The sequence below is a fragment of the Janthinobacterium algoris genome (assembly GCF_051380935.1).
Classification (GTDB): domain Bacteria; phylum Pseudomonadota; class Gammaproteobacteria; order Burkholderiales; family Burkholderiaceae_D; genus Janthinobacterium.
This window is the reverse complement of sequence record NZ_JBNYXZ010000009.1, coordinates 153324-172577: the sequence shown is the minus strand read 5'-3', so window position 1 is coordinate 172577 and position 19254 is coordinate 153324. Positions and strand designations below refer to the sequence as shown.

The 19254-nt window shown below is 64.1% G+C and carries 21 protein-coding genes and 1 pseudogene; 11 read left to right on the top strand and 11 right to left on the bottom strand.

From position 1 onward, the window contains the following. Nucleotides 1-25 precede the first annotated feature (25 nt). A complete protein-coding gene (locus ACQ4W7_RS15395; protein ID WP_426074486.1) occupies nt 26-949 on the bottom strand; it encodes a methyltransferase domain-containing protein in 924 nt (307 codons plus the stop codon). Nucleotides 950-1006: 57 nt separating this feature from the next. Between ACQ4W7_RS15395 and ACQ4W7_RS15390 the strand changes: the two genes are divergently transcribed. After that, complete coding sequence (locus ACQ4W7_RS15390) at nt 1007-1756, top strand: double zinc ribbon domain-containing protein (RefSeq protein ID WP_436531534.1); 750 nt, start codon at nt 1007-1009, stop codon at nt 1754-1756. A 47-nt stretch (nt 1757-1803) separates the two neighbouring features. Beyond that, nucleotides 1804-2274, top strand: coding sequence for a tRNA (uridine(34)/cytosine(34)/5-carboxymethylaminomethyluridine(34)-2'-O)-methyltransferase TrmL (trmL, locus tag ACQ4W7_RS15385; RefSeq protein WP_133988631.1), 471 nt, complete (start codon nt 1804-1806; stop codon nt 2272-2274). On the opposite strand, the gene ACQ4W7_RS15380 is transcribed toward trmL, so the two are convergent. Together ACQ4W7_RS15380 and ACQ4W7_RS15375 are read right to left on the bottom strand one after the other, a co-directional pair. After that, complete coding sequence (locus ACQ4W7_RS15380) at nt 2271-3017, bottom strand: hypothetical protein (protein ID WP_426074484.1); 747 nt, start codon at nt 3015-3017, stop codon at nt 2271-2273. The genes trmL and ACQ4W7_RS15380 overlap by 4 nt on opposite strands. Before the next feature lie 17 nt (nt 3018-3034). Further along, nucleotides 3035-3991: a hypothetical protein gene (locus tag ACQ4W7_RS15375; RefSeq protein WP_436531532.1), complete on the bottom strand. Its 957-nt coding sequence runs from the start codon at nt 3989-3991 to the stop codon at nt 3035-3037. A gap of 10 nt (nt 3992-4001) precedes the next feature. Here ACQ4W7_RS15375 and ACQ4W7_RS15370 point away from each other — a divergent pair, with 10 nt between their 5' ends. Further along, complete coding sequence (locus ACQ4W7_RS15370; RefSeq protein ID WP_436531530.1) at nt 4002-4235, top strand: hypothetical protein; 234 nt, start codon at nt 4002-4004, stop codon at nt 4233-4235. Between the two features lie 98 nt (nt 4236-4333). Here the strand turns inward: ACQ4W7_RS15370 and ACQ4W7_RS15365 are convergent, their stop codons facing one another. The 6 genes and pseudogenes from ACQ4W7_RS15365 to ACQ4W7_RS15340 form a co-directional block, all read right to left on the bottom strand. After that, on the bottom strand, nt 4334-8011 hold the full coding sequence (locus tag ACQ4W7_RS15365; protein ID WP_436531528.1) for a tubulin-like doman-containing protein: 3678 nt from the start codon (nt 8009-8011) through the stop codon (nt 4334-4336). A 37-nt stretch (nt 8012-8048) separates the two neighbouring features. Continuing rightward, entirely contained in the window at nt 8049-8495 is a 447-nt protein-coding gene (locus ACQ4W7_RS15360) for a hypothetical protein (RefSeq protein WP_426074481.1), read from the bottom strand. Between the two features lie 44 nt (nt 8496-8539). Beyond that, on the bottom strand, nt 8540-10009 hold the full coding sequence (locus tag ACQ4W7_RS15355) for a hypothetical protein (RefSeq protein WP_426074480.1): 1470 nt from the start codon (nt 10007-10009) through the stop codon (nt 8540-8542). Beyond that, nucleotides 10006-11514 (bottom strand): hypothetical protein, encoded by a 1509-nt coding sequence (locus ACQ4W7_RS15350; protein WP_436531526.1) that lies wholly within the window; start codon nt 11512-11514, stop codon nt 10006-10008. The genes ACQ4W7_RS15355 and ACQ4W7_RS15350 overlap by 4 nt, the downstream gene beginning before the upstream one ends. A 129-nt stretch (nt 11515-11643) precedes the next feature. Next, on the bottom strand, nt 11644-12126 hold the full coding sequence (locus ACQ4W7_RS15345) for an adenylyltransferase/cytidyltransferase family protein (RefSeq protein WP_426074478.1): 483 nt from the start codon (nt 12124-12126) through the stop codon (nt 11644-11646). Between the two features lie 27 nt (nt 12127-12153). Beyond that, nucleotides 12154-12348, bottom strand: a pseudogene (locus ACQ4W7_RS15340) (DUF3717 domain-containing protein); the annotation flags it as partial. A 169-nt stretch (nt 12349-12517) separates the two neighbouring features. Between ACQ4W7_RS15340 and ACQ4W7_RS15335 the strand changes: the two are divergent. From ACQ4W7_RS15335 to ACQ4W7_RS15300, 8 genes are all read left to right on the top strand, one after another. Continuing rightward, nucleotides 12518-13474, top strand: coding sequence for a hydrogen peroxide-inducible genes activator (locus ACQ4W7_RS15335; RefSeq protein WP_426074477.1), 957 nt, complete (start codon nt 12518-12520; stop codon nt 13472-13474). A gap of 58 nt (nt 13475-13532) precedes the next feature. Beyond that, complete coding sequence (ubiA, locus tag ACQ4W7_RS15330; protein WP_436519858.1) at nt 13533-14387, top strand: 4-hydroxybenzoate octaprenyltransferase; 855 nt, start codon at nt 13533-13535, stop codon at nt 14385-14387. A 108-nt stretch (nt 14388-14495) separates the two neighbouring features. Beyond that, nucleotides 14496-14852: an ElaB/YgaM/YqjD family protein gene (locus ACQ4W7_RS15325; protein WP_426074475.1), complete on the top strand. Its 357-nt coding sequence runs from the start codon at nt 14496-14498 to the stop codon at nt 14850-14852. Nucleotides 14853-14897: 45 nt separating this feature from the next. Further along, complete coding sequence (locus ACQ4W7_RS15320; protein WP_436531523.1) at nt 14898-15284, top strand: phage holin family protein; 387 nt, start codon at nt 14898-14900, stop codon at nt 15282-15284. Continuing rightward, complete coding sequence (locus ACQ4W7_RS15315; RefSeq protein WP_436531521.1) at nt 15281-15628, top strand: hypothetical protein; 348 nt, start codon at nt 15281-15283, stop codon at nt 15626-15628. Before ACQ4W7_RS15320 ends, ACQ4W7_RS15315 begins: the two co-directional genes overlap by 4 nt. 89 nt (nt 15629-15717) lie before the next feature. Beyond that, complete coding sequence (locus ACQ4W7_RS15310) at nt 15718-16275, top strand: DUF3455 domain-containing protein (protein WP_436531519.1); 558 nt, start codon at nt 15718-15720, stop codon at nt 16273-16275. A 106-nt stretch (nt 16276-16381) separates the two neighbouring features. Further along, the gene (locus ACQ4W7_RS15305; protein WP_426074471.1) at nt 16382-16939 is read left to right on the top strand and encodes a sigma-70 family RNA polymerase sigma factor; all 558 of its coding nucleotides are present in this window, start codon (nt 16382-16384) and stop codon (nt 16937-16939) included. Next, a complete protein-coding gene (locus ACQ4W7_RS15300; protein WP_436531517.1) occupies nt 16936-17652 on the top strand; it encodes an anti-sigma factor in 717 nt (238 codons plus the stop codon). The genes ACQ4W7_RS15305 and ACQ4W7_RS15300 overlap by 4 nt, the downstream gene beginning before the upstream one ends. A gap of 14 nt (nt 17653-17666) precedes the next feature. Here ACQ4W7_RS15300 and proC read toward each other — a convergent pair whose 3' ends face one another. Both proC and ACQ4W7_RS15290 read right to left on the bottom strand, forming a co-directional pair. Further along, nucleotides 17667-18497, bottom strand: a complete 831-nt coding sequence (gene proC / locus ACQ4W7_RS15295) for a pyrroline-5-carboxylate reductase (protein ID WP_436531515.1) — start codon at nt 18495-18497, stop codon at nt 17667-17669. Nucleotides 18498-18516: 19 nt separating this feature from the next. Beyond that, nucleotides 18517-19218, bottom strand: coding sequence for a YggS family pyridoxal phosphate-dependent enzyme (locus ACQ4W7_RS15290; protein WP_436531513.1), 702 nt, complete (start codon nt 19216-19218; stop codon nt 18517-18519). Between the last annotated feature and the right edge of the window lie 36 nt (nt 19219-19254).

Sequence of the window (19254 nt, the reverse complement as noted above, 5' to 3'; positions counted from 1 at the left end):
ACCAAGTGTCGGTTTCTTTGCCCTTTTATTTAGGCTTGCGCGGCAAATCGAAACGGATGATGGCCTCGCCATTGCGCGTCACGCGCGGCGCGGGGCGGAAGGCGTGGCCGTAGATCACCTCAAAACTCAGGCCCAGCTTGCCATCGGGACGGCGCGTTTTTTCCAGCGCATCGAGCATGCGCTGCCAGGCCGCCTTGCCCATCAGGCCGCGCCGGCGCGTGGTCAAAGGATTGCCGCCAAAGGCACGCACGTCCGCCAGCAGTTTTTCCGCCGTGTCGTAGGTGACGGTGATGATCTCCATGTCCAGCACGGGCGTGGAAAAACCCGTCTCGACCAGCATGTCGCCGAAGTCGTGCATGTCGACAAAGGGCAAGGCGTGCGGATATAAATCGGCCTCGGCAAAGGCGTCGCGCACTTCGCGGAAGGTGTCGGGACCGAAGCAGGAAAACATCAGCAAACCATCGAGGCGCAGCGCGCGCCGCCATTCGGCAAACACGCGGTCGGGCTGGGCATGCCAGTGCAGCGCCAGGTTGGACCACACGAGGTCGATGCTGCCCTGCGCCAGCGGCAGGTCGCCCAGGTCGCCGCACAACAAATCCACGCCCGCCTTGGCCGGCAGCAACTTGCTGAGGAACTGGTTCAGGCTAGCCAGTTTCGACGCGGGCGCGCGCGCCGCCTGCATCATCGCTTGCGCTGCATCGAGACCGATAATCTGCGCGGCGGGATAATCCTTATGCAACTGCGCCAGGTCCGCACCGGGGCCGCAACCGGCGTCAAGCACGCGCAAGGGGGTGATTTTCACCAGCTCCAAGCGCTCGTGCATGCGGGCCGACACTTCACGGCGCAGGAAGTCCGACGGCGCGATACGCGCCGGACGGGAAAAGAAATCGCGTACTTGCACCGCATCGATGGGCGCACTCATTTTGGGCGGGCTGGTGGGAACTGGCATGTTGAAACCGGTGAGGTGAGATAATGTCGGCAGTGTACATGGAAGGACGCCATCGCGATGCGGACCGCCACCCAGCACCGTCTTGATGCCGCTTGGCAGGCGCTGCGCCAGTGGCTGGGCGCCGCGCTGCTGCCGGCCCAGTGCGCGCTGTGCGGCATCGGCTGCCCGCGAGTGCTGTGTACGCCCTGCCGCGCGCAGTACCTGGGTCTGCTACGCCCCCGCTGCCGCCAGTGCGCCAATCCACTCGATGATGTGGCGACGCTGTGCGGACGCTGCCTGCGCCACAGGCCCGCGTATGACACCACGTTCACGGCATTTGATTATGCGGCGCCCGTCGACCAGTTGCTGTTGCAACTGAAATTTGGCGCGCGCCTGGCGCTGGCACCCCTGTTGGCAGAGTTGCTGCATGTTGCCATTCAGCAGCAACTGGCTTGGGATGCGCCGCAACTGCTGTGTCCTGTGCCGCTGGGTCCGGCCCGGCTGGCCGAGAGGGGCTTTAATCAGGCGCTGGAAATTGCCCGCCCGCTGGCGCGCCTGCTGGACGTGCGCCTGCAGCCGCGCCTGGCGCTGCGCGTGCGCGAAACCAGAGCGCAAAGCGGCGTGGCGCCGCAGGAACGGCAAGCCAACCTGGCGCACGCCTTCGCCATCGCGCCGGAATGCGCGGGATTATTGCAAGGATGCCATGTCGGCATCGTCGACGATGTGATGAGCAGCGGCCATACCGTCAACGCCCTGGCCATCGCCTGCAAGCGCGCGGGCGCGGTGAAGGTCAGCATCCTGGTCGTGGCGCGCACGCCGCCGCATTAGATAGATTAGTACATATATTAATTAGAGTTAGACCCAAGGAGAGCATTTTGTTTCACGTTGTTTTGGTAGAACCTGAAATCCCGCCCAATACGGGCAACGTCATCCGCCTGTGCGCCAACACGGGCGCGCAGCTGCATCTGGTCGAACCGCTGGGCTTTCCGCTCGACGATGCCAAGATGAAGCGCGCCGGCCTCGATTACCACGACTACGCCAAGATGAAGGTGCACAAGAATTGGGCAGCGTTCCTGGCCGACACCCAGCCCGACCCGGCCCGCATGTTCGCCATGACCACGCGCGGCTCGCGCCCATTCGGCGACGTCGCCTTTTTACCCGGTGACGTGTTCGTGTTTGGTTCGGAAACGAAAGGCCTCGATCCCGCCTTGCGCGACGGTTTTCCTGCCGAGCAGCGCATCCGCCTGCCCATGCGCCCGGACAACCGCAGTTTAAATTTGTCGAATACGGTGGCGGTCGTCGTGTATGAAGCGTGGCGCCAGCACGGCTACTCTGGGGGAGCTTAACGCAACGCCAGCTGCGGCGCGGCGCCGCCCGCGTCCAGCATCACCAGCTGCGTGCGCAGGTCGCGCGTGGCGGCCAGCTTGCCGTTCACGTACAGATTCGTCTTGACGCCATACACGCCCTGCGACACGCCGGCCGGCAAGGTCAGCTCAAACGAGTTTTCAAAGCGCCCGCCCGATTTGTTGCTGCTGGCCAAGGCTTTCGAGCCGGACTTGAATGGCTGGCCTTGCGGATCGAGCACCACCAGTTCCTCGCGCACGTCGTTGACGCTTTGCGCGCTGCCGTTGACCAGCTCCACCACCGACGTGACTTTAAATGGCTGACCACGCTTGACGGTGGTCGCGCTCAGCTGCGGCGTGTACGATATCACTTGCGGCTCGCGCGGCAGCGCGCCGCGCGCGCGGATATAGTCGCGGTCCGCCTGCGCCGCCGTCTTGGTCTGGCGCGAATTGACATTGATGGCCAGGCAACCGGCCGCCGCCAGGCCGCCGCCGATGGCGGCGCCCTTCAGCGCGCCATTCTTGCCGCCCGCCAGCGCGCCCAGCAGCGCCCCCACGGCCGCGCCGGCCGCCGCCGTCGTGCCCACGCTGCACGGATCCTCATCCGTGGCCGCCTGGGTTCCGCCTTGCGGATAGGCACTGTCTTGGCGCACGCCGTTCGGGTTCATAGTCGCCGTGGCGCAGCCGGCCAGCATCGCCGCGATGGTCAGTGCAGCGGCCGCGCGCAAGGTGGTGTGATTCAGCATGGTGATTCCCCAGATAACTAATTGATCGTTGTTTCCGTTTGCAGCACTTGCCGTTCGCGCTCGCGGATGCGGCGCGACAGATTGTCGATGCGCGCATTGCCGGGATCGACACGGCGCGCACTTTCCAGATAGGTCTTGGCCGCATCGAACTTGCCTTCCAGCAACGACCGCTCGGCGTCGCGCAGGAACGATTGCGCCATCTCGCTGCGCATGGCCGCGCCGTTATCCATGGGCGCCGTTTCCTGCGGACGGCGTTCGGCCGCCGTTGAACGTTCGACCGCACGCCCGGGCGCAGGTTCCGTTGGCACGACGCGGGCCGGTGCCGTTTCCAGCGGTGCCGGTACAGAAACGGGCGCGGGTGCAGGCGCCGCCGACAAGGCTTGCACGTCGGCTTTCAACTGCGGTAATTCCGCCGCTTCGCGGTCGATGGCTTCCAGCCTGGCAATGCCATTGCGTGCCGCCGTCGCATCCTTGCCATCGAGCGCCTGACGCACTCCCACCAGCACCGATGCGGCTGCCGCCTGCTGGCGTGCCAGCTGCTTGCGCAAGGGTGCCACGCTGGCAGCGCCCGCGCAATCGACATCGAGCGCGGCGATGCCCCTGGCGGCACTTTGCAATTGATGGCCATCGATATTGCGCTCGATGGCGCGCGCACCGCGCTGGCAACCGCCTGATGCGGCGCCCGCCTTGCCGATCGCCGCCTGCAAATCGTCCGCCTTGGCGCTGGACTTTCCTGTGCACACATTTCTCGCCGTCGCCAGCTTCTGGCGGGCCCCGTCCAGGCTGCCATTCGCTACCAGTTTCAAGCCACTGTCGATGGCGTCATTGCAAGCCGCATCATTCTTGCCGCCCGGCTTGCCATTCATGTAAACGATGACAGCCGCCAGCACGGCAAGGCCGCCCAGCCAGCGCAGCCACTTGCGCGGCGGTGACGGCGGTACTGCCGGTGCAGGCGCCGGTGGAGGCACAGGCACGGGCTTTGGCATGGCTTGCGGCGGCACCGGTGCCGGAGCCGGTTTCGGTGGCGCTTTCGGCGCAGGCGCAGGCGCCACCGGCACGGGCGGCGGCTTGGGCGCCACTGGCGGCGGCACTGACACCGGCACGGGCGGCGGCTTGGGCGCCACTGGCGGCGGCACTGACACCGGCACGGGCACGGGCGGCAGCGGCAACGGCGGCGGCACAGCCACTGCTGGCCGGGCAGCGCCAGCCACGGCGTGACCGCAGTATGGGCAATGGCTGACAGCGAGCCACAGGCCGCCCTGACATTTGATGCAGATATCCAAAACTAATCCTTCATTCCAACGTCATTCCAGCGTTCACAGGGGCGGCGGCATCAACGGTGGCGGCGCGCTGAGGAACAAAGGCGCCAGCTCGGCGAACTGGGCCAGGTCAACCCAGGCCGGCAAACCGGCACGCCACACCTTGGTGGTGGCCGGCACAACTTGCCCCGCCTGCACATACTGCACGATCTGCTGGGCCGTAAACGGCCCCTGCTGCTGGCCGTTTATGCCCAGGAAATACTGGTGCTCCACCAGCGGTGGCGGTGCCATGCCGAACGCGGCTGCCGCCGGGGCAGCAGCCGTTCCGGCCGGGCGCAGCAATTGCTCCAGGCGCCCCGCTTCCAGCATTTCCGCCTTGATCGCGTATTTCAGGCGCGGCTGCCCGTCGGCTTCCGGCTCGCGCACTTCCCAGTCGTAGGCATCGCTGTCGGAGTCGCCAATGACATTCGCCCAGTCCTTCAAGCGTCCCAGCAAGGCTTGCACCGTGCTATCGAGCTCATCGCTGGCCATGCCTTTGCGGCGCGCCGACTCGCGCAAGCGCGCGCCCACTTCGGCGGAAATGGCGCTGCCAAAGCCGATATACGGCAGTTGCGAGCCATCGGCCTGCGCCACCAGCTTGGGCGCATACACGCCCCGTTCATAGTATTTTGCCAGCGCCGCCATGGCCGCCGTCTGCACGGCGTCAAGTGCAGTCAATTTTTCCTCGATGCGCAGGGCGATATTTTTCTCGTACGAAGCGGGCATGCCGTTCTGGCGGATGGCCCGTTCATTGCCGATGCGGCGCAAGTCGCCCGGTTCGACGGCAAACTGGTACTGGCCCGGTGGCACGACGCGGCCCGTGTGGCGCGTCAGCACGCCCAGCATGATGGCTTGCAGGAACTCGCCGAAATCTTCCGCCAGGCGCTTCATCTCGTCCGTGTTCGGCGCGATCGGATGCGTAAATTGCGTCGGATCGATATGCGTGTGGGTCGGCGCCTTGTCGTTGTCGCCTTCCTTGCGATAACTGGTGCGCCAGCCTTCGAGGCCGCGCAGCACCGTCATCGGTACGCCAGCCAATTCGCAGTAGCAGACGGCGCGCCCGCGGATGCCCGTCTCGACGATTTCCAGCTGGCTCACCGTGATGCCCACCTGGGTCGGCACGCACGATTCGAGCTCGGCGCCGAACTTCGCCTTGAAGGCGGCCGCGTTGGCCACGCCGATCACGCACTTGAACTGATCCGACACAACCGTGAAGTCGCCCGCCATGTTGGCGTCGATCCACGGCATGGAGCAGGCCAGCAGCTTGCGGAAGCGGTCCAGGCGTTCGGACACATCCATCTGTTCCAGCGCTTCAAACAAGGGGTCGGGCGTGCTTGTCGCGCCTTCCACCAAGCCCGCCGTGGCGATCATGTTCTCGGCCATGCGAGTCACCTTGGCCAGGATCAAGCCCCGTTGCGCCGGTTCGCCCAGCATGGGGAACAGCGCCTTCGAGCCGCCCATGTCCTTGAACGCTTCATCGGCCCACTGGCGCAAGGTGGCCGCCGATGGCAGCGCAATGTCTTTTTCCGTGACGGGAATGACGATCAGGGTCGCGTGTTCCTTGTCCAGGTCCTTTTGCAGGATGGTATTGGCCGTCTTCAATTCCGCCAGCATGGCCAGCACGCCTTCGCGGCCCGTTTGCAGCTCGCCCACCAGGCCATTCCACTGTGCGCGGCCTTGCGCATCGACGCCGACCCGGTTGCCCAGCCAGCGCGACAGTTCACCCAGCAGGATGACGGACTCGTCCGCCGCCTTGGCGCGCAAATGGAATTTCAGGGCATTCGCCATTTCCGTGCGCAGATGATCCATCACCACGCCGGCCTGCTTTTCGCCATTGCTGAGGAAACCGAAGGTGCTGCGCGTCTGTTCCAGGTTATTCAACAGGCGCTCGTACTCGCGCGAACGCACGGCTTCCTTGATTTCGCGGTAGCGCTCGGCATTCGCGCCGATCTGCGCCGTCAAGCCGCTGCCCGGCGCCTCGATGCGGTCCTTGATCTGTTCCACCAGCGACAGCACGTATTCCAGGCCGCCGAATTCCTTGTTGTCCAGGTAGCCATACAGCTGGTCGCGCACGACTTTCTTGACGTCGTCGAGCACTTCGCGGCGGCGCTTGCTGATGCGGTCTTCCGTCGTATCGGCCGTGGAATCCTGGTCGCGCACGGCGTCGCGTTCCAGGTGTTTCATGGCATCGCGCACCTGCGCCGGCCATTCGCTGCGGTCGAAACCCGTGCGGATATCGTTGATGCGCGTATTCACCCGGTTTTCCACGCCGGCCAGCAAGTGGCCGTGGCGGTCTTCCAGCAATTCATCGACGACGCGGAAATCGATGAAGTCGCCGCTGGAGCGCTTCAGTTCGATGCTCTTGTCGGAAAACTCGGGGAAGTCGCTGAACGGCGTACCCTTCAGGAACATATTGGCAGCGACGAAATTATCGCGCTGCGTATCCGTGGCGCGGTTGGCGCCCGCATCCGTGCCGCCCACGCCAAAGAACGCTTGCAGCATGGCGCCGGCCCAGCGGTGAGCCCGCTCGTCGCGCGCCGCTTCCTGGCGCGTGTCGAGCACGGCCATGCCGAACGAGGAAAAGCGCTTCGAGAAATACAGGCGCATGTCGCCGAAGCGGTCTTGCGGCACGGGCGCGTTGTACAGGGAATTCTTGTGCTGCGCCTGGTTGACGGCGATCGAGCGCTTGGCGCGCGCAAAGTCGGCCGAGGCAAAATCCTCGAACAGCGAATCGGCCACCATGTGGTACACGTCGCTGACTTCCTTGGTGTGCTGCTGGGCAAGATTACCCGAATCGATGAGGTAGACCTCGCTGTACGGCTCGCGCGTCAGTTCCGGCCGGTCATACGCATCCCAGCGGCCCACATAGCCTTTGTTACCCATCATCGCCGATTCCAGCTCCATCAGCGCCGCATAGCCGTTGGCCTCGACCCGGTCCTTGTTGGCCTTGGTGTAGCCTGTCGGCAAGAACAGCATCAGCTCGACGTCGGCCGCGCCCACTTCGCTGCGCGCCAGCCAGCGCGCCAGCAAGCCCATGTCGAGGAAGGAACCGGAACCCGTGCCACCGGCCACAGAACCGACGATGACGATGCGAAAACGATTCGTTTCCATGCGTAAGCCCAGCTCGGCCAGCTGGCGCTCGTGCGACAGGCCCGCCTTCAGGGCTTTCAGTTTCAAACGGATCTTGTCGCGGATCTTGGCATACTTGTCGAAGAAATACAGGCGCGAGACGGCACGGATCTGGCCAGCGCCGCTGCTCATGTCGAAACGCAATTCGCGGATGCGCTGCGGTGTCAGGGGCAGCCATTCCTTGATGTGCGGATATTTCTCCAGAGAATCTTCATCGCGGCTGTACTTGTCCATGTCGAACGATTCGACCACCTTGTCGTCATCCGTGAACTTCACCTGGTCGAATTGCAAGTCTTTCGCCTGCGATTCGCCGCTTTCGATGACGGCGCCATTGTCCAGGTCGAAATGGATGAATTGCGCGATGGGAAAGTCCGCCAAGCCCTCGATGCGCGTGCGGTTGCCCGCACCGCCCCACTGGGTGTTGAGGATGCGCCGGCGCACGCGCATCAGCACCTGCATGCCCGTGCCGCCTATGCCGATGAACAGGGTCGGGCGCAGTTCGATGATCTTGTCCTGCTTGCGCTCGCTGGCGCCGCCGGTGATGAGTTGGTTCAGGTTCTCTGCCATGATGATTCCTTCGATAATGCGTACGACGGCGTGCGGCTTAGCGGCGGCTCGATGTAAAGGTCAACAGTAACGCGACCAGGCCCACCAGTACCAGCGGTCCCATGAACAGTGGCGCGAGGAATTTATGCGCGTTCACGGCCGCCAGCACCACGCCCGTCGCCAGGCTGGCCAGGAAGATGAACAGCCACCAGCCCGAGGCATTGGCCTTGTTGGGCGGCACGCGCTTGGCGACCAGGCCATTCGCATAGGCATTCTTGGCAAAGAAAAAGGCAATGAACAGCAACAACAGCACCACGCCGCCGACCAGAGTATCGCGCGACGAGGTATCGGTCGTGCTGGCAGGGTCAAGCGCAGGCGCAGGCTCGGTAGTGGCCGTGGCGGCTGCGCTGGCCGCACCGGCGGCAGGTGCATCGGCTACCGGCGGCGCGGACGCCGGGGCCGGCAAAGTGAAACCTGCGTTATCTTTTGGAGTGTCTTGCGCCATGGTATGCCTCTGTTGAATGGATGGAATTTTTAAGAAATCGTGGTTCAGGCCAGGGTTAAGGTATGGCCTTCGGCCACGCGCACGACGACCGGCTTGCCCAAGCCCCGCTTGAGTTCGCCGATGTCGCGGCCCTCATCATCGCGGATCTGCACGCTTTTGAACGGCTTCAATAACACTTGCCGCTGCACGCCGTCGGCCATCACCTTGTAGCGCGTGGCGCGCGTGCCAAGCAAGCCCAGCGCCAGCAAGCCCAGCACGAACGCCAGCACGCCGCCAAGTATCACCAGCACGGGCAACAGCGGATACTGTATGCGCACCAGCAACGGTATCGTCGCCTGCGAGGCGCGCACGCTGTCGGGCGGCGTGAACATGCCCGAGATCGGATCGCCGGGGAAGAGTTCCTGCAAATCCTTGCCAAAGCTGGACGCCAGGGCCAGCCGCTGTTCCGACAGGCCCACTTGCGCCTGCATCGGCAACATGACCTGCTTGCCCATGGCGGCGATCGCCTGCGCCGACCAGGGCGACGGAATCTGCGCCATCGGCAGCGCGAACCGCACTTGCACGGACTGGCTGGCGCCCGGCTGCAACTGGCGGATTTGATCCGGCGCAACGTGCAGGGGCGCGTTCTGGCCGGCCAGGGTGGCGTGCACTTTGGCGCTGTCGATCACGTACGGGAAAAACATGTTTTGCAGCGACGCCTGTAACACCACTTGCGGCACCAGCTTCGCCGCATCGACGTCGAGCACGATGGTGCGCCCGTCGCGGCCCAGGCTGGCGTGCACGTTTGGACTGTTCTTGACGGACTGGGGCACGATGCGCACGGCATCCTGGTCCACCGGTTTCAGGCGCGCGGGTGGACGCGTCAGCACTTGCGACAAGCGGCCTTCGGCCAGAATGCGGTTCAGCGCCTCGGACGCCGGCTGGCCATACGCGAGCGCGTACACCATCAAGCCCTTGGCGCTGTACAGCTTGCCCTGCACCGGCATGCGCAGCGGAAACACCAGCGTCTTGGTGATCGACGGCTCCAGGTGCAGCAAGCGGTAAAAGTCGCGGTTGCGCTCGGCCGTCTGGCTGTCGTTGTTGGGGCTGTTCTTGTTGTTGGTAAAGATCCACACGATGCCGGAGGCGGACTGGAACGGGCCCGTGATGGTCTTGGTGACGGCTTCCTGGAAATCCGTGTCGGCCAGCGCGCCGCCGGCGCTCTTGCGCGCCAGGCCGAGACTGGCCAACTGGCCCGCCACGCCGGCGCCACCCTGCCCCTGCCCCAGCAGCGACGGCGACACGTGCGCGCCGCTGCTCTGGCTGAAGGCCAGGGTATAGACTGTATCGGACGGATTCGTGGCGGCCCGCGCCACGGCGCCCACCAGGGCCTTGAGCTGCGAATGCTCATCCGTGTAGAACGGCTCCATCCAGCCCGAGTTTTGCACCAGAAAGGCTTGCTGTATGCCGGCCGCGTGCGCTGCGGCAGCGCTGAAAAACGCGGCGCAAGCCACGATCAGTAAGCGCGCCTTCATGCCTGCAAGGTCCAGCCATCGATGCGCGACAGCAGCGGGTGGTACGCCCACAGCGTGCGTTCATGGATAAACAGGCGTACGCGCCACGGCTCGCTGACGGCAAAAGTATGAAACACAGTTTCGCGCAACTCATCGTCCTGCACCAGCTGGGCCGCCAGGCGCTCGTTCGAGCGCAGCACGCTGGACAGGCCGGCGCTGGTGGCAAACTTCACGCCAAAGACGCTGCTGCCCGTGCCCGCGCCGGCGCCCGATTCCAGCAGCGGCATGACAGCCTGGTTCTTGCCGCCATCGTCGCCGTGTTCCGGCTCTTCCCACGGCGCCGTTTTCAGCTTGGTGGCGAAGCGGTAATTGAAGCTGCCCGAACACAGGCGCGGCGCCAGCGCATCGGCCTTCTCGACCTGACCGCCCAGTTTCACATACACATAGGTGCCGCGGCGGCTTTCAAAGCACAGCTGCCACAGACCACCGTCGCGCGACAGGTAGGGGCTGCCGAATTCAAAGTGCGGCACCAGGCCTTCGGGCCAGGGCGTAAACGTGGCTGCCACGTTGCCGTCCGGCTGCAGCTGCAGCCGCAGCTGGCCGTTGGCGCAAGGCCACACGGCCATGCGGTTGTAGGCCACGGGCGCGCTGACGGCGCCCAGTTCCACGACGCCGTCGAGCAGCACGTCGCTGCCCGGCTTTTGTTGCGCGTCAAGGTTGACGAAGCGGATGCGGCCATCGTCGTCGCGCAGCGGCGCCCACAGGCGGTTCTGGAACCACACGGGCGCCGCCGCGCACGGCGCGTCACCCACATGCTCGACCACGTAGCTCAGCGAAGGCACATCGGGACGGATGCAGGCCAGGCCATGGCTGGTCGGCAAGACCAGCACGCTGTTGAACGCCGGCACCAGCTCGGCGCGCCAGGCGCCGTGGGCCAGGTCCGATTCGGCCAGCAAGCCGCCATACTCGGGGTCCAGCGCCAGCCAGCGTTTCGAAGCGGGCAGCCAGGCGTGCAAGACCGCCTTGCGCGGATCGAGCGCCAGCAGCGCAGCGGCGCTGGTACCGAACTGGGCGGAAAAGAATTCATACTCGCCCGGCGGCGGCATGGGCAGCGAGACGTCGGCCTGCGCATGCTCTTCGCGCGCGCGCTGGTCAGCCAATTTCAGGGGCACGCTGGCCTGGCGCAAGCCGGCCGCGCCGGCCGGTGGCGCATCGCTGACGGGATGCGCACCGAAAGGAGGAACCCAAGGCGGCACTCTGGAAGGCGTGGCGGCCGTGTCGGGCGGCATTTGCAAGGCCGCGCCCGAGGCGGGGTCGAACGAGAATTCAGGCGGAAACTGCCGCACGGGCGCGCCGGCGGCAGCGGGCAGGCGCCGCGCGTGCATCAGCAGGCCGATATCGGCAGGACTCAGCAAAGGCGAGACGTTCTGGCCGTCCGCGCTGCGCTGCATGGTCCACGCGCCATCGTCATCGACGTACCAGACGCCGGAGGGCACTGCCCAATCCCCAGAAGTTTTAAGATCCATGTATTTTCTATGACAAGCAATGCATATCAGATGGTGTAACGTGTGCTGGGGCTGACGCAACGAGGTCGCAACCCTGGCAGTTCTCATAGTAACGTCTTTTTATCTATATGAAAACATTGACGGCGTTCCTCAGCCCTGCTGCGTCCGCACTTTCGTCAACAGCTTGGTGGTCGAGCGGTCGTGTGCGAAATCGATGGCCACGGCCTGGCCGCCATACGCCAGCACGGCCTGCCCTTCGGGGATGGCCGCCATATTGTAGTCGCCGCCCTTGGCATAGATTTCCGGCGCGATCTCTTGCACCACGGCCAAAGCGCTGTCTTCCAAGAACGGCACCACCAGGCTCACCGCTTCCAGCGCGGCCAGCACGGCCATGCGGTCTTCGCAGCTGTTCAGGGGACGGTCGTCGCCCTTGCCCAGGCGTTTCACGGAGGCATCGGTATTCACGGCCACCACCAGCGAGGCGCCCAGCGCGCGCGCCTGCGCCAGATAGGTCACGTGGCCGCGGTGCAAAATGTCGAACACGCCATTCGTCACTACCACCGGTTTCGGCAGGGCCGCGGCGCGCGCACGCAGTTCGTCACGGCCGCACAGTTTGTTTTCAAAATCAGGCATGGCTATCTCTTGTTGGGTTAAATACGGTCACAGTCCGGCGTGACTATCGCCTTGCATGCCGCCGTCATCCTGGCGCCAGGCATCGATCCAGGCCAGGATGACCGGCGCCAGGCCCTCTTCGGCGATGCGATCTTGCCGGTAGTAAATCATCAGCGCATACACGCCGGCCAGGCGGCTGACGGGCGACGACAGCGCATAGTCATTGCCGCGTGCCGGTTGCCTGACACGCCAGTGTGATTAGCGCTTCCAGCGCTTGCAGCCCTCTCCCTTCGCTGCCCGGTCCCGCATTATAGGGGGCGATCCGCTACAATACGCCATCGGCGCCACAGTTTGACGTTTGCGCCACCTTTCATTCATTGCAAGTAAGCACTTCCTGTGTTTCAATAAACCTATGACACTGACTGAACTGAAATATATCGTTGCAGTCGCGCGAGCGAAGCACTTCGGCCATGCGGCCGAAGCTTGCTTCGTGGCCCAGCCTACCTTGTCAGTGGCCATCAAGAAACTCGAAGACGAATTGGGCGTGGTCCTGTTCGAACGGGGCGGCGCGGAAATCTCCGTCACGCCCCTGGGCGCGCAGATCATTGCGCAAGCCGAGCGCGTGCTGGAACAGACGGCCGCCATCAAGGAACTCGCCAAGCAAAACAAGGACCCGCTGGCCGGCCCCCTGCGCCTGGGCGTGATCTACACGATCGGCCCCTACCTGCTGCCGCCCCTGGTCAAGGCCATGATAGACCAGGTGCCGCAGATGCCTTTGATCTTGCAGGAAAACTTCACGGTTCGCCTGCTTGAATTGCTGCGCCAGGGCGAACTGGACGTGGCCATCATGGCCCTGCCCCTGCCCGAACACGGCATGGCCATGCAGGAACTGTACGACGAACCGTTTGTCGTCGCCATGCCGCGCCAGCATCCTTGGACGGCGCGCGCGCGGATCGCCGCGCAAGATTTGAAATCGGAAACCATGCTACTGCTGGGCAATGGCCACTGTTTCCGCGACCAGGTGCTGGAAGTGTGCCCCGAAATGGCGCGTTTTTCCTCGCCCGGCAACGGCATGCAGCGCACGTTTGAAGGTTCTTCACTGGAAACCATCCGTCACATGGTAGCCAGCGGCATCGGCCTGACGGTCTTGCCGCGCGCCTCCGTGTCGAATATGCATGCCACCGAGGGCATGCTCGAATACCGGCCATTTGCCGAACCCGTGCCATCGCGCAGAGTGGTGATGCTCTGGCGCAAGAGTTTTACGCGCAAGGCCGCCATCGATGCCCTGTGCGCGGCCATCGCCAACTGCGACTTGCCGGGCATCACCCCTTTATCTGACGACGAAGACCAGCGCCCAGGCGCAAAATAGTACATTTACATACTATTTGCGATAATCGACCTTTCTCTTCAACAAGATCGAGTCTTCCATGAACAAGCTGGCGCTGTATTTCCGCCTGATACGGCTGGACAAGCCTATCGGTACCGTATTGCTGCTGTGGCCTACCCTATGCGCGCTGTGGCTGGCGCAGCAAGGCGTGCCGGACTGGCGGCTGCTGCTCATCTTCACCCTCGGCACTTTCCTGATGCGCTCGGCAGGCTGCGCCATCAACGACTACGCCGACCAGGATATCGACAAATTCGTCAAGCGCACGGTGGACCGCCCCATCACCAGCGGGCGCATCAGTGGCAAGGAAGCGCTGGCCGTGGCCGGCGTACTGACCGTGCTGGCCTTTTGCCTGATCCTGCCCTTGAATGCCCTCACCAAGCAGCTGTCGGTGGCCGCCGTCATCATCGCCGCCACCTATCCCTACTTCAAGCGTTTCTTTGCGATTCCGCAAGCGTACCTGGGCATCGCCTTCGGCTTCGGCATTCCCATGGGCTTTGCCGCCATCACAGATAGCGTGCCCGTCGTCGCCTGGCTGCTGCTGCTGGGCAATGTCTTCTGGGCCGTGGCCTACGATACGGAATACGCGATGGTCGACCGCGACGACGACTTAAAGATCGGCATCAAGACCTCGGCCATCACTTTTGGCCGCTACGACGTGGCCATCATCATGCTGTGCTATGCCGCTTTCCTGCTGCTGTGGCTAGCCTGCGGCTGGCACCTGGGCTTGCGTTACTGGTACGTGGCGGGTTTGCTGGTAGCGGCCGGCTGTGCCGTATACCACTACACCCTGATTCGCGCACGCGAGCGTATGCCGTGTTTTGCGGCATTCCGGCATAATAACTGGCTAGGAGCAGCGGTGTTTGCGGGCGTGGTGCTGGACTTTGCTTTCCGTTAAGCAATGATCCTTGCGCTGCAGCAGCCCTTGAGGCGGCGCAAGACTCGCCTGTCCGCTGCTGCCTACACTGGTATTTCACTGTGCAGTTTCACTTCCATGAGGTAATACATGAGCTCGATACATACCGGAAAATCCAGCAGCGACAACATCCTCGCCGACGCAGACAAGGCCCGCGACAAACTGGTCGGCGACTTGAAAACCGTCATCAATGAAGCGGAAGGCTGGCTCGATGGCGCCAAGGATCAAACGGGCGAGAATATCAAAGCCGTCAAGGACAAGTTCATCGCCACCCTGGAAACGGCCAAGAAAGACTTGATCAAGCTGGAAGAAGATTTGCTCGAACGTACCAAGAAGGCGGCCAAGGCCACCGATGAATACGTGCAGGACAATCCATGGAAAGCCGTGGGCGCGGGCGCCGTCGTCGGCGTGCTGTTCGGCCTGCTGCTCTCCTCGTCACGCCGCTAGCTTGTATTGACGGCGTGGGCCGTCCCCTGACGCGAAAGGCAGCATATGGCTATCGTGCATCATGTCGCCCAAGTCGCAGCGACCCTCGCCGCCATCGTCCAGACCCGTCTGGCACTGGCGGCCGTGGAAATGGAAGAAGAGTCGCTGCGCTTCCTGTCCTATCTGGCGCTGGCCATGCTGGCACTGCTGTGCCTATTCGTCGGCCTGGTACTGATTGTATTCCTCGTCATCGTGCTGTTCTGGGACACGCACCGCATCGCCGCCATCGCCATCACGGCCGCCATCTTCATCGCTGCCGCCTTCGCCATCCTGCAGGGCGTGCGCGCCAGTTTCCGCAGCAAGCCGAAACTGCTGTCCTTCACACTTTCCGAACTGAACAAAGACCTGGACGAGCTGCAATTGCTGGCGCGCCGGGAATCGGAGCGGCCATGACCACGCATCCCACCAAACTGTCGCATGTCCACACGGCCGCCAGCCTGGCGCAGCGGCGCGACGCACTGCTGGCCGAATGCGCGCTGCAGCGCCTGGCACTAGGCGTGCAGACGCGCCAGTTGCTGGAACCGTTGACGGGAGGCCGTCTGCGCCACACCCTGGCCACGCGCTTTAAAATCCCCCTGATGATGGGAGGCGCCGTGCTGGGCCTGGCACTGGTGCGTCCGCGCCGCATCCTGCCGCTGCTGCGGGCCAGCGGCGCGCTGCTCAAGCACGCCAAGGCCGCCATGCCCGTCGTGCTGGCGCTGGCGCAGCGTTTCAGCAAGAAAAACACGCCGCCTTAAAATTTTTTCACTTGGCTGCATCCAAATGGCTGGCCCATGCGTAGTAATGGTATCAACCAACCGGTTGAGCCAACTATCAGGAGTTCGCCATGCTTGCTTTCACCGCCCCACGCCACGCCGTTGCCACCCTCACTGTGCTGGGCTCCGCCCTGCTGCTGAGCGCCTGCGCGCCCATGAACGCGCGCTATTCGCAGGAACAATTGCCAAACGCCGTCAAAGTGCCCGATGGCCACCAGGTCGCCATGCAAACGGTGGGCGTAGGCAAGATCGCTTACGAATGCAAGGCCAAGAAGGACATGACGGGCCACGAATGGGTCTTCGTGGGCCCGGACGCGGCCCTGAACGACCGCAGCGGCATGCAAGTGGGCAAGTATGTCGGCCCGCCTGCCACCTGGGCCAGCCTGGACGGCTCGAAAGTGACGGCGACGCAAGTGGCCGTGGCACCGGCCGGCGCGGGCAATATTCCGTATCAGCTGGTGAAAGCCAACCCGGCCACGGGCAGCGGCGCCATGCAGGGCGTCAGCTACATCCAGCGCGTGGCCACCAGCGGTGGCGTGGCGCCAAGCAGCTCCTGCAGCATGGACACCGTCGGCGTCAAGCAGTGGGTGCCCTACCAAGCCGATTACATCTTCTGGAAAGCCGCATAAGTCAGTGAAAACGATGGTTGGCAAGCTGGTTTCTGGCCTATACTCGGCATGGAAAACTTGCTAACCGTTTATTCCTGACAATTGCGTCCTGACGATTGCGCCAACCTTGCCAACCCAAGCCGCCCCTTACGATTACGATGCCGCCCTGCGCGCCTGCGCTAGGGGCGAGCAGCAGGCATTACACGGCCTGTACCAGCAGGAAAGCCGCTACCTGTTGGGCGTGGCGCTGCGCATCGTGCGCCAGCGGGCTTTGGCCGAAGACGTGTTGCACGACGCCTTCCTGAACATCTGGCGCCGCGCCGGCAGCTTCGACGCCACGCGCGGCAGCGGCAAGGGCTGGATCTATGTGGTGGTGCGGCATCAGGCGCTGAACGTGGCGCGCGCCCGCGCCCATGAAGTATCGGCCGACGAGGATAGCGTGGAAACCCTGCTGCACCAACGCCACGGCGATGACGCCGGTGATGCCTACGCCCTTCAAGCGGATATGGGCAAGCTGCACGATTGCCTGGGTCACCTGGACGATGCCAAGCGCACCGCCATCCTGTATGCCTATGTCGATGGCTGTTCCCACAGCGAAATCGCGCAGCGCCTGCAGGCGCCGCTGGGCACGGTGAAAGCCTGGGTCAAGCGGGGCCTGGCCGCCTTGCGGGAGTGCATGGGATGATGCATAGCGACGAAGAATTGCAACGACTGGCCAGCCAATACGTGCTGGGCACTCTGGCGCTGGCCGAGCGCACGGAAGTGGAACAGCGCTTGCCGCGCGAACCAGCCTTGCGCGACGCCGTCGCTGCCTGGGAACAACGTTTGCTGCCATTGACGCGCCTGGCGCCGCCGGAAGCGCCATCAGCGCATCTGTGGCCGCGCATCAGCGCCAGCCTGTTCACGCCGCAAGCCGTGCAACAGGCGGGCGGCTGGCAAGCGTGGTGGAACAGCCTGGCTTTCTGGAGAGTGTTGGCCGGCGGCGGCTTGGCGGCTACGGCCGCGCTGGCCGTGCTGGTCACGGTGCAACTGCAAGCACCCAGCGGGCCCGGCTATCTGGTGGTACTAGTGGCGCCGCAAGACAAGTCGCCGGGCTGGATCGTGCAGGCGGGCGGACGCGGCGGTAAGAACCGCGACCTGAGCCTGATCCCGCTGGGACCGACCGCCGTACCGCAGCAAAAAGCCCTGCAATTCTGGACCAAGGGCAAGGATTGGGGCGCGCCGGTTTCGCTGGGGCTGGTCAAGCCGGGAAAAAGCCTTAAATTGACCTTGGACAAGCTGCCGCCGTTGCAACCCGAGCAGCTGTTTGAAATTACGCTGGAGCCGGCAACGGGTTCGCCCACCGGCCGGCCGACGGGGCCGGTGCTTTACATCGGCCGCGCCGTCAAGGTCATCTAGTTACTTGCCTAATGTTACTTGCCTAATTCTTCGCCCATCTCGCGCCCGCGCTGCGCGGCCGCCATGATGCCCTTGACGATGGCCGCCTTCACACCGCTCTCTTCCATGCTGGTCAGCGCTGCATACGTCGTGCCGCCTTTCGAGGTAACGCGCTCGCGCAGCAGCGACACGGGTTCGCTGGAGTTGGCCGCCAGCTGCGCGGCGCCCGTAAAGGTGGCAATCGCCAGCTGCGTGCCCTGCTCCGGCGTGAGACCCAGTTCAGCGGCCGCCTGCTGCATCGCTTCGATAAAGTAAAACACATAGGCTGGGCCGCTGCCGGACACGGCTGTGACAGGGTCGATCTTGGCTTCGTCGGCAAGCCAGACGGTCTGGCCGACGGCGCGCAGGATGGCGTCCGCCGTCTTTTTTTGCTCGTCGCTGACGCCGCTGCTGGCCACCATGCCCGTGATGCCCATGCCGATCAAGGCCGGCGTGTTCGGCATGCAACGCACGATGGCAGGGTAATCACCGAGCCAGCGCGACAGGTCGGCCGCACGGATGCCGGCGGCGATCGACAGGACCAGCGGCGCCCGCTCGCCGTCGAGGAAGGGCAGCAATTGCGCCGCCACTTCGCGCATGCTCTGCGGCTTCACGGCCAGCACGATCACATCCACGGTGCGCAGCGCTTCGCCGGCGCAAGTCGCCGTCGTGACGCCGAATTGCGCCTGCAGTTTTTCCAGCGCGGGCGCATGCGGGTCGATCACGTGGATATTGCCGCCCAGGGTCAATTTACCCGCCAGGCCGGCGATCAGGGCCGCCGCCATATTGCCGCCGCCTACAAAGGCGATATTCAATTCTGTCGTCATGGCTGTGCTTTCAAAAAAATCAGGAATAGTTGCGGGAACCGAAGATGGCGCTACCCACGCGCACGATGGTGGCGCCCTCCAGCACGGCGGCGCGCAAGTCGGCCGACATGCCCATCGACAAGGTATCGAGCGCCAGCCCTTCGGCCTTCAATTGTTGGTACAGCGCGCGCAATTGCGCAAAGGCAGCGCGCTGAAGCTTGATCTCCGTTTCCGGCTCGGGAATCGCCATCAGGCCCCGCAAACGCAAGCGGGGCAGTTGCGCCACGGCGCGCGCCAGCGCAGGCAGCTCGGCGGGCGTCACGCCGCTCTTGCTGGCTTCGCCGCTGATATTGACTTGCAGGCAGATATTCAGGTCCGGCAAGCCGGCCGGGCGCTGGTCGGACAGGCGCGCGGCGATCTTTTCCCGTTCCACCGTGTGCACCCAGCCGAAATGTTCGGCGATGGGGCGCGTCTTGTTGCTCTGGATGGGGCCGATGAAATGCCAGACGGGCCCGCCTTGCGGCAGCGCAAGCCCGACGGCGGCAATCTTGTCGAGCGCTTCCTGCAGATAATTTTCGCCAAACGCCGCCTGGCCCGCGCGCACCGCTGCCAGCACGGCGTGGGCGCCAAAGGTTTTCGAGACGGCCAGCAGGGTCACGTCGGCCGGCGCGCGCTGCGCGTCAGAGGCGGCCTGCGCAATACTCTCGCGCACGGCTTGCAAGTTCTGTTCGATTGTGGACATAATCATTTTCTAGTGTATAGGGGCGGCGGCACAATG

Bases quoted from the DNA above. Each gene is read 5' to 3' on its own strand.
- ACQ4W7_RS15395 (WP_426074486.1), bottom strand. From the start codon at position 949: ATGCCAGTTCCCACCAGCCCGCCCAAAATGAGTGCGCCCATCGATGCG.
- ACQ4W7_RS15365 (WP_436531528.1), bottom strand. From the start codon at position 8,011: ATGGCAGAGAACCTGAACCAACTCATCACCGGCGGCGCCAGCGAGCGC.
- ACQ4W7_RS15300 (WP_436531517.1), top strand. From the start codon at position 16,936: ATGATGCATAGCGACGAAGAATTGCAACGACTGGCCAGCCAATACGTG.
- ACQ4W7_RS15390 (WP_436531534.1), top strand. From the start codon at position 1,007: ATGCGGACCGCCACCCAGCACCGTCTTGATGCCGCTTGGCAGGCGCTG.
- ubiA (WP_436519858.1), top strand. From the start codon at position 13,533: ATGAACAAGCTGGCGCTGTATTTCCGCCTGATACGGCTGGACAAGCCT.
- ACQ4W7_RS15325 (WP_426074475.1), top strand. From the start codon at position 14,496: ATGAGCTCGATACATACCGGAAAATCCAGCAGCGACAACATCCTCGCC.
- ACQ4W7_RS15315 (WP_436531521.1), top strand. From the start codon at position 15,281: ATGACCACGCATCCCACCAAACTGTCGCATGTCCACACGGCCGCCAGC.
- ACQ4W7_RS15360 (WP_426074481.1), bottom strand. From the start codon at position 8,495: ATGGCGCAAGACACTCCAAAAGATAACGCAGGTTTCACTTTGCCGGCC.
- ACQ4W7_RS15290 (WP_436531513.1), bottom strand. From the start codon at position 19,218: ATGTCCACAATCGAACAGAACTTGCAAGCCGTGCGCGAGAGTATTGCG.
- ACQ4W7_RS15335 (WP_426074477.1), top strand. From the start codon at position 12,518: ATGACACTGACTGAACTGAAATATATCGTTGCAGTCGCGCGAGCGAAG.
- ACQ4W7_RS15320 (WP_436531523.1), top strand. From the start codon at position 14,898: ATGGCTATCGTGCATCATGTCGCCCAAGTCGCAGCGACCCTCGCCGCC.
- ACQ4W7_RS15370 (WP_436531530.1), top strand. From the start codon at position 4,002: ATGGCTTGCGGCGGCACCGGTGCCGGAGCCGGTTTCGGTGGCGCTTTC.
- ACQ4W7_RS15355 (WP_426074480.1), bottom strand. From the start codon at position 10,009: ATGAAGGCGCGCTTACTGATCGTGGCTTGCGCCGCGTTTTTCAGCGCT.
- ACQ4W7_RS15350 (WP_436531526.1), bottom strand. From the start codon at position 11,514: ATGGATCTTAAAACTTCTGGGGATTGGGCAGTGCCCTCCGGCGTCTGG.
- ACQ4W7_RS15380 (WP_426074484.1), bottom strand. From the start codon at position 3,017: ATGCTGAATCACACCACCTTGCGCGCGGCCGCTGCACTGACCATCGCG.
- ACQ4W7_RS15310 (WP_436531519.1), top strand. From the start codon at position 15,718: ATGCTTGCTTTCACCGCCCCACGCCACGCCGTTGCCACCCTCACTGTG.
- proC (WP_436531515.1), bottom strand. From the start codon at position 18,497: ATGACGACAGAATTGAATATCGCCTTTGTAGGCGGCGGCAATATGGCG.
- ACQ4W7_RS15345 (WP_426074478.1), bottom strand. From the start codon at position 12,126: ATGCCTGATTTTGAAAACAAACTGTGCGGCCGTGACGAACTGCGTGCG.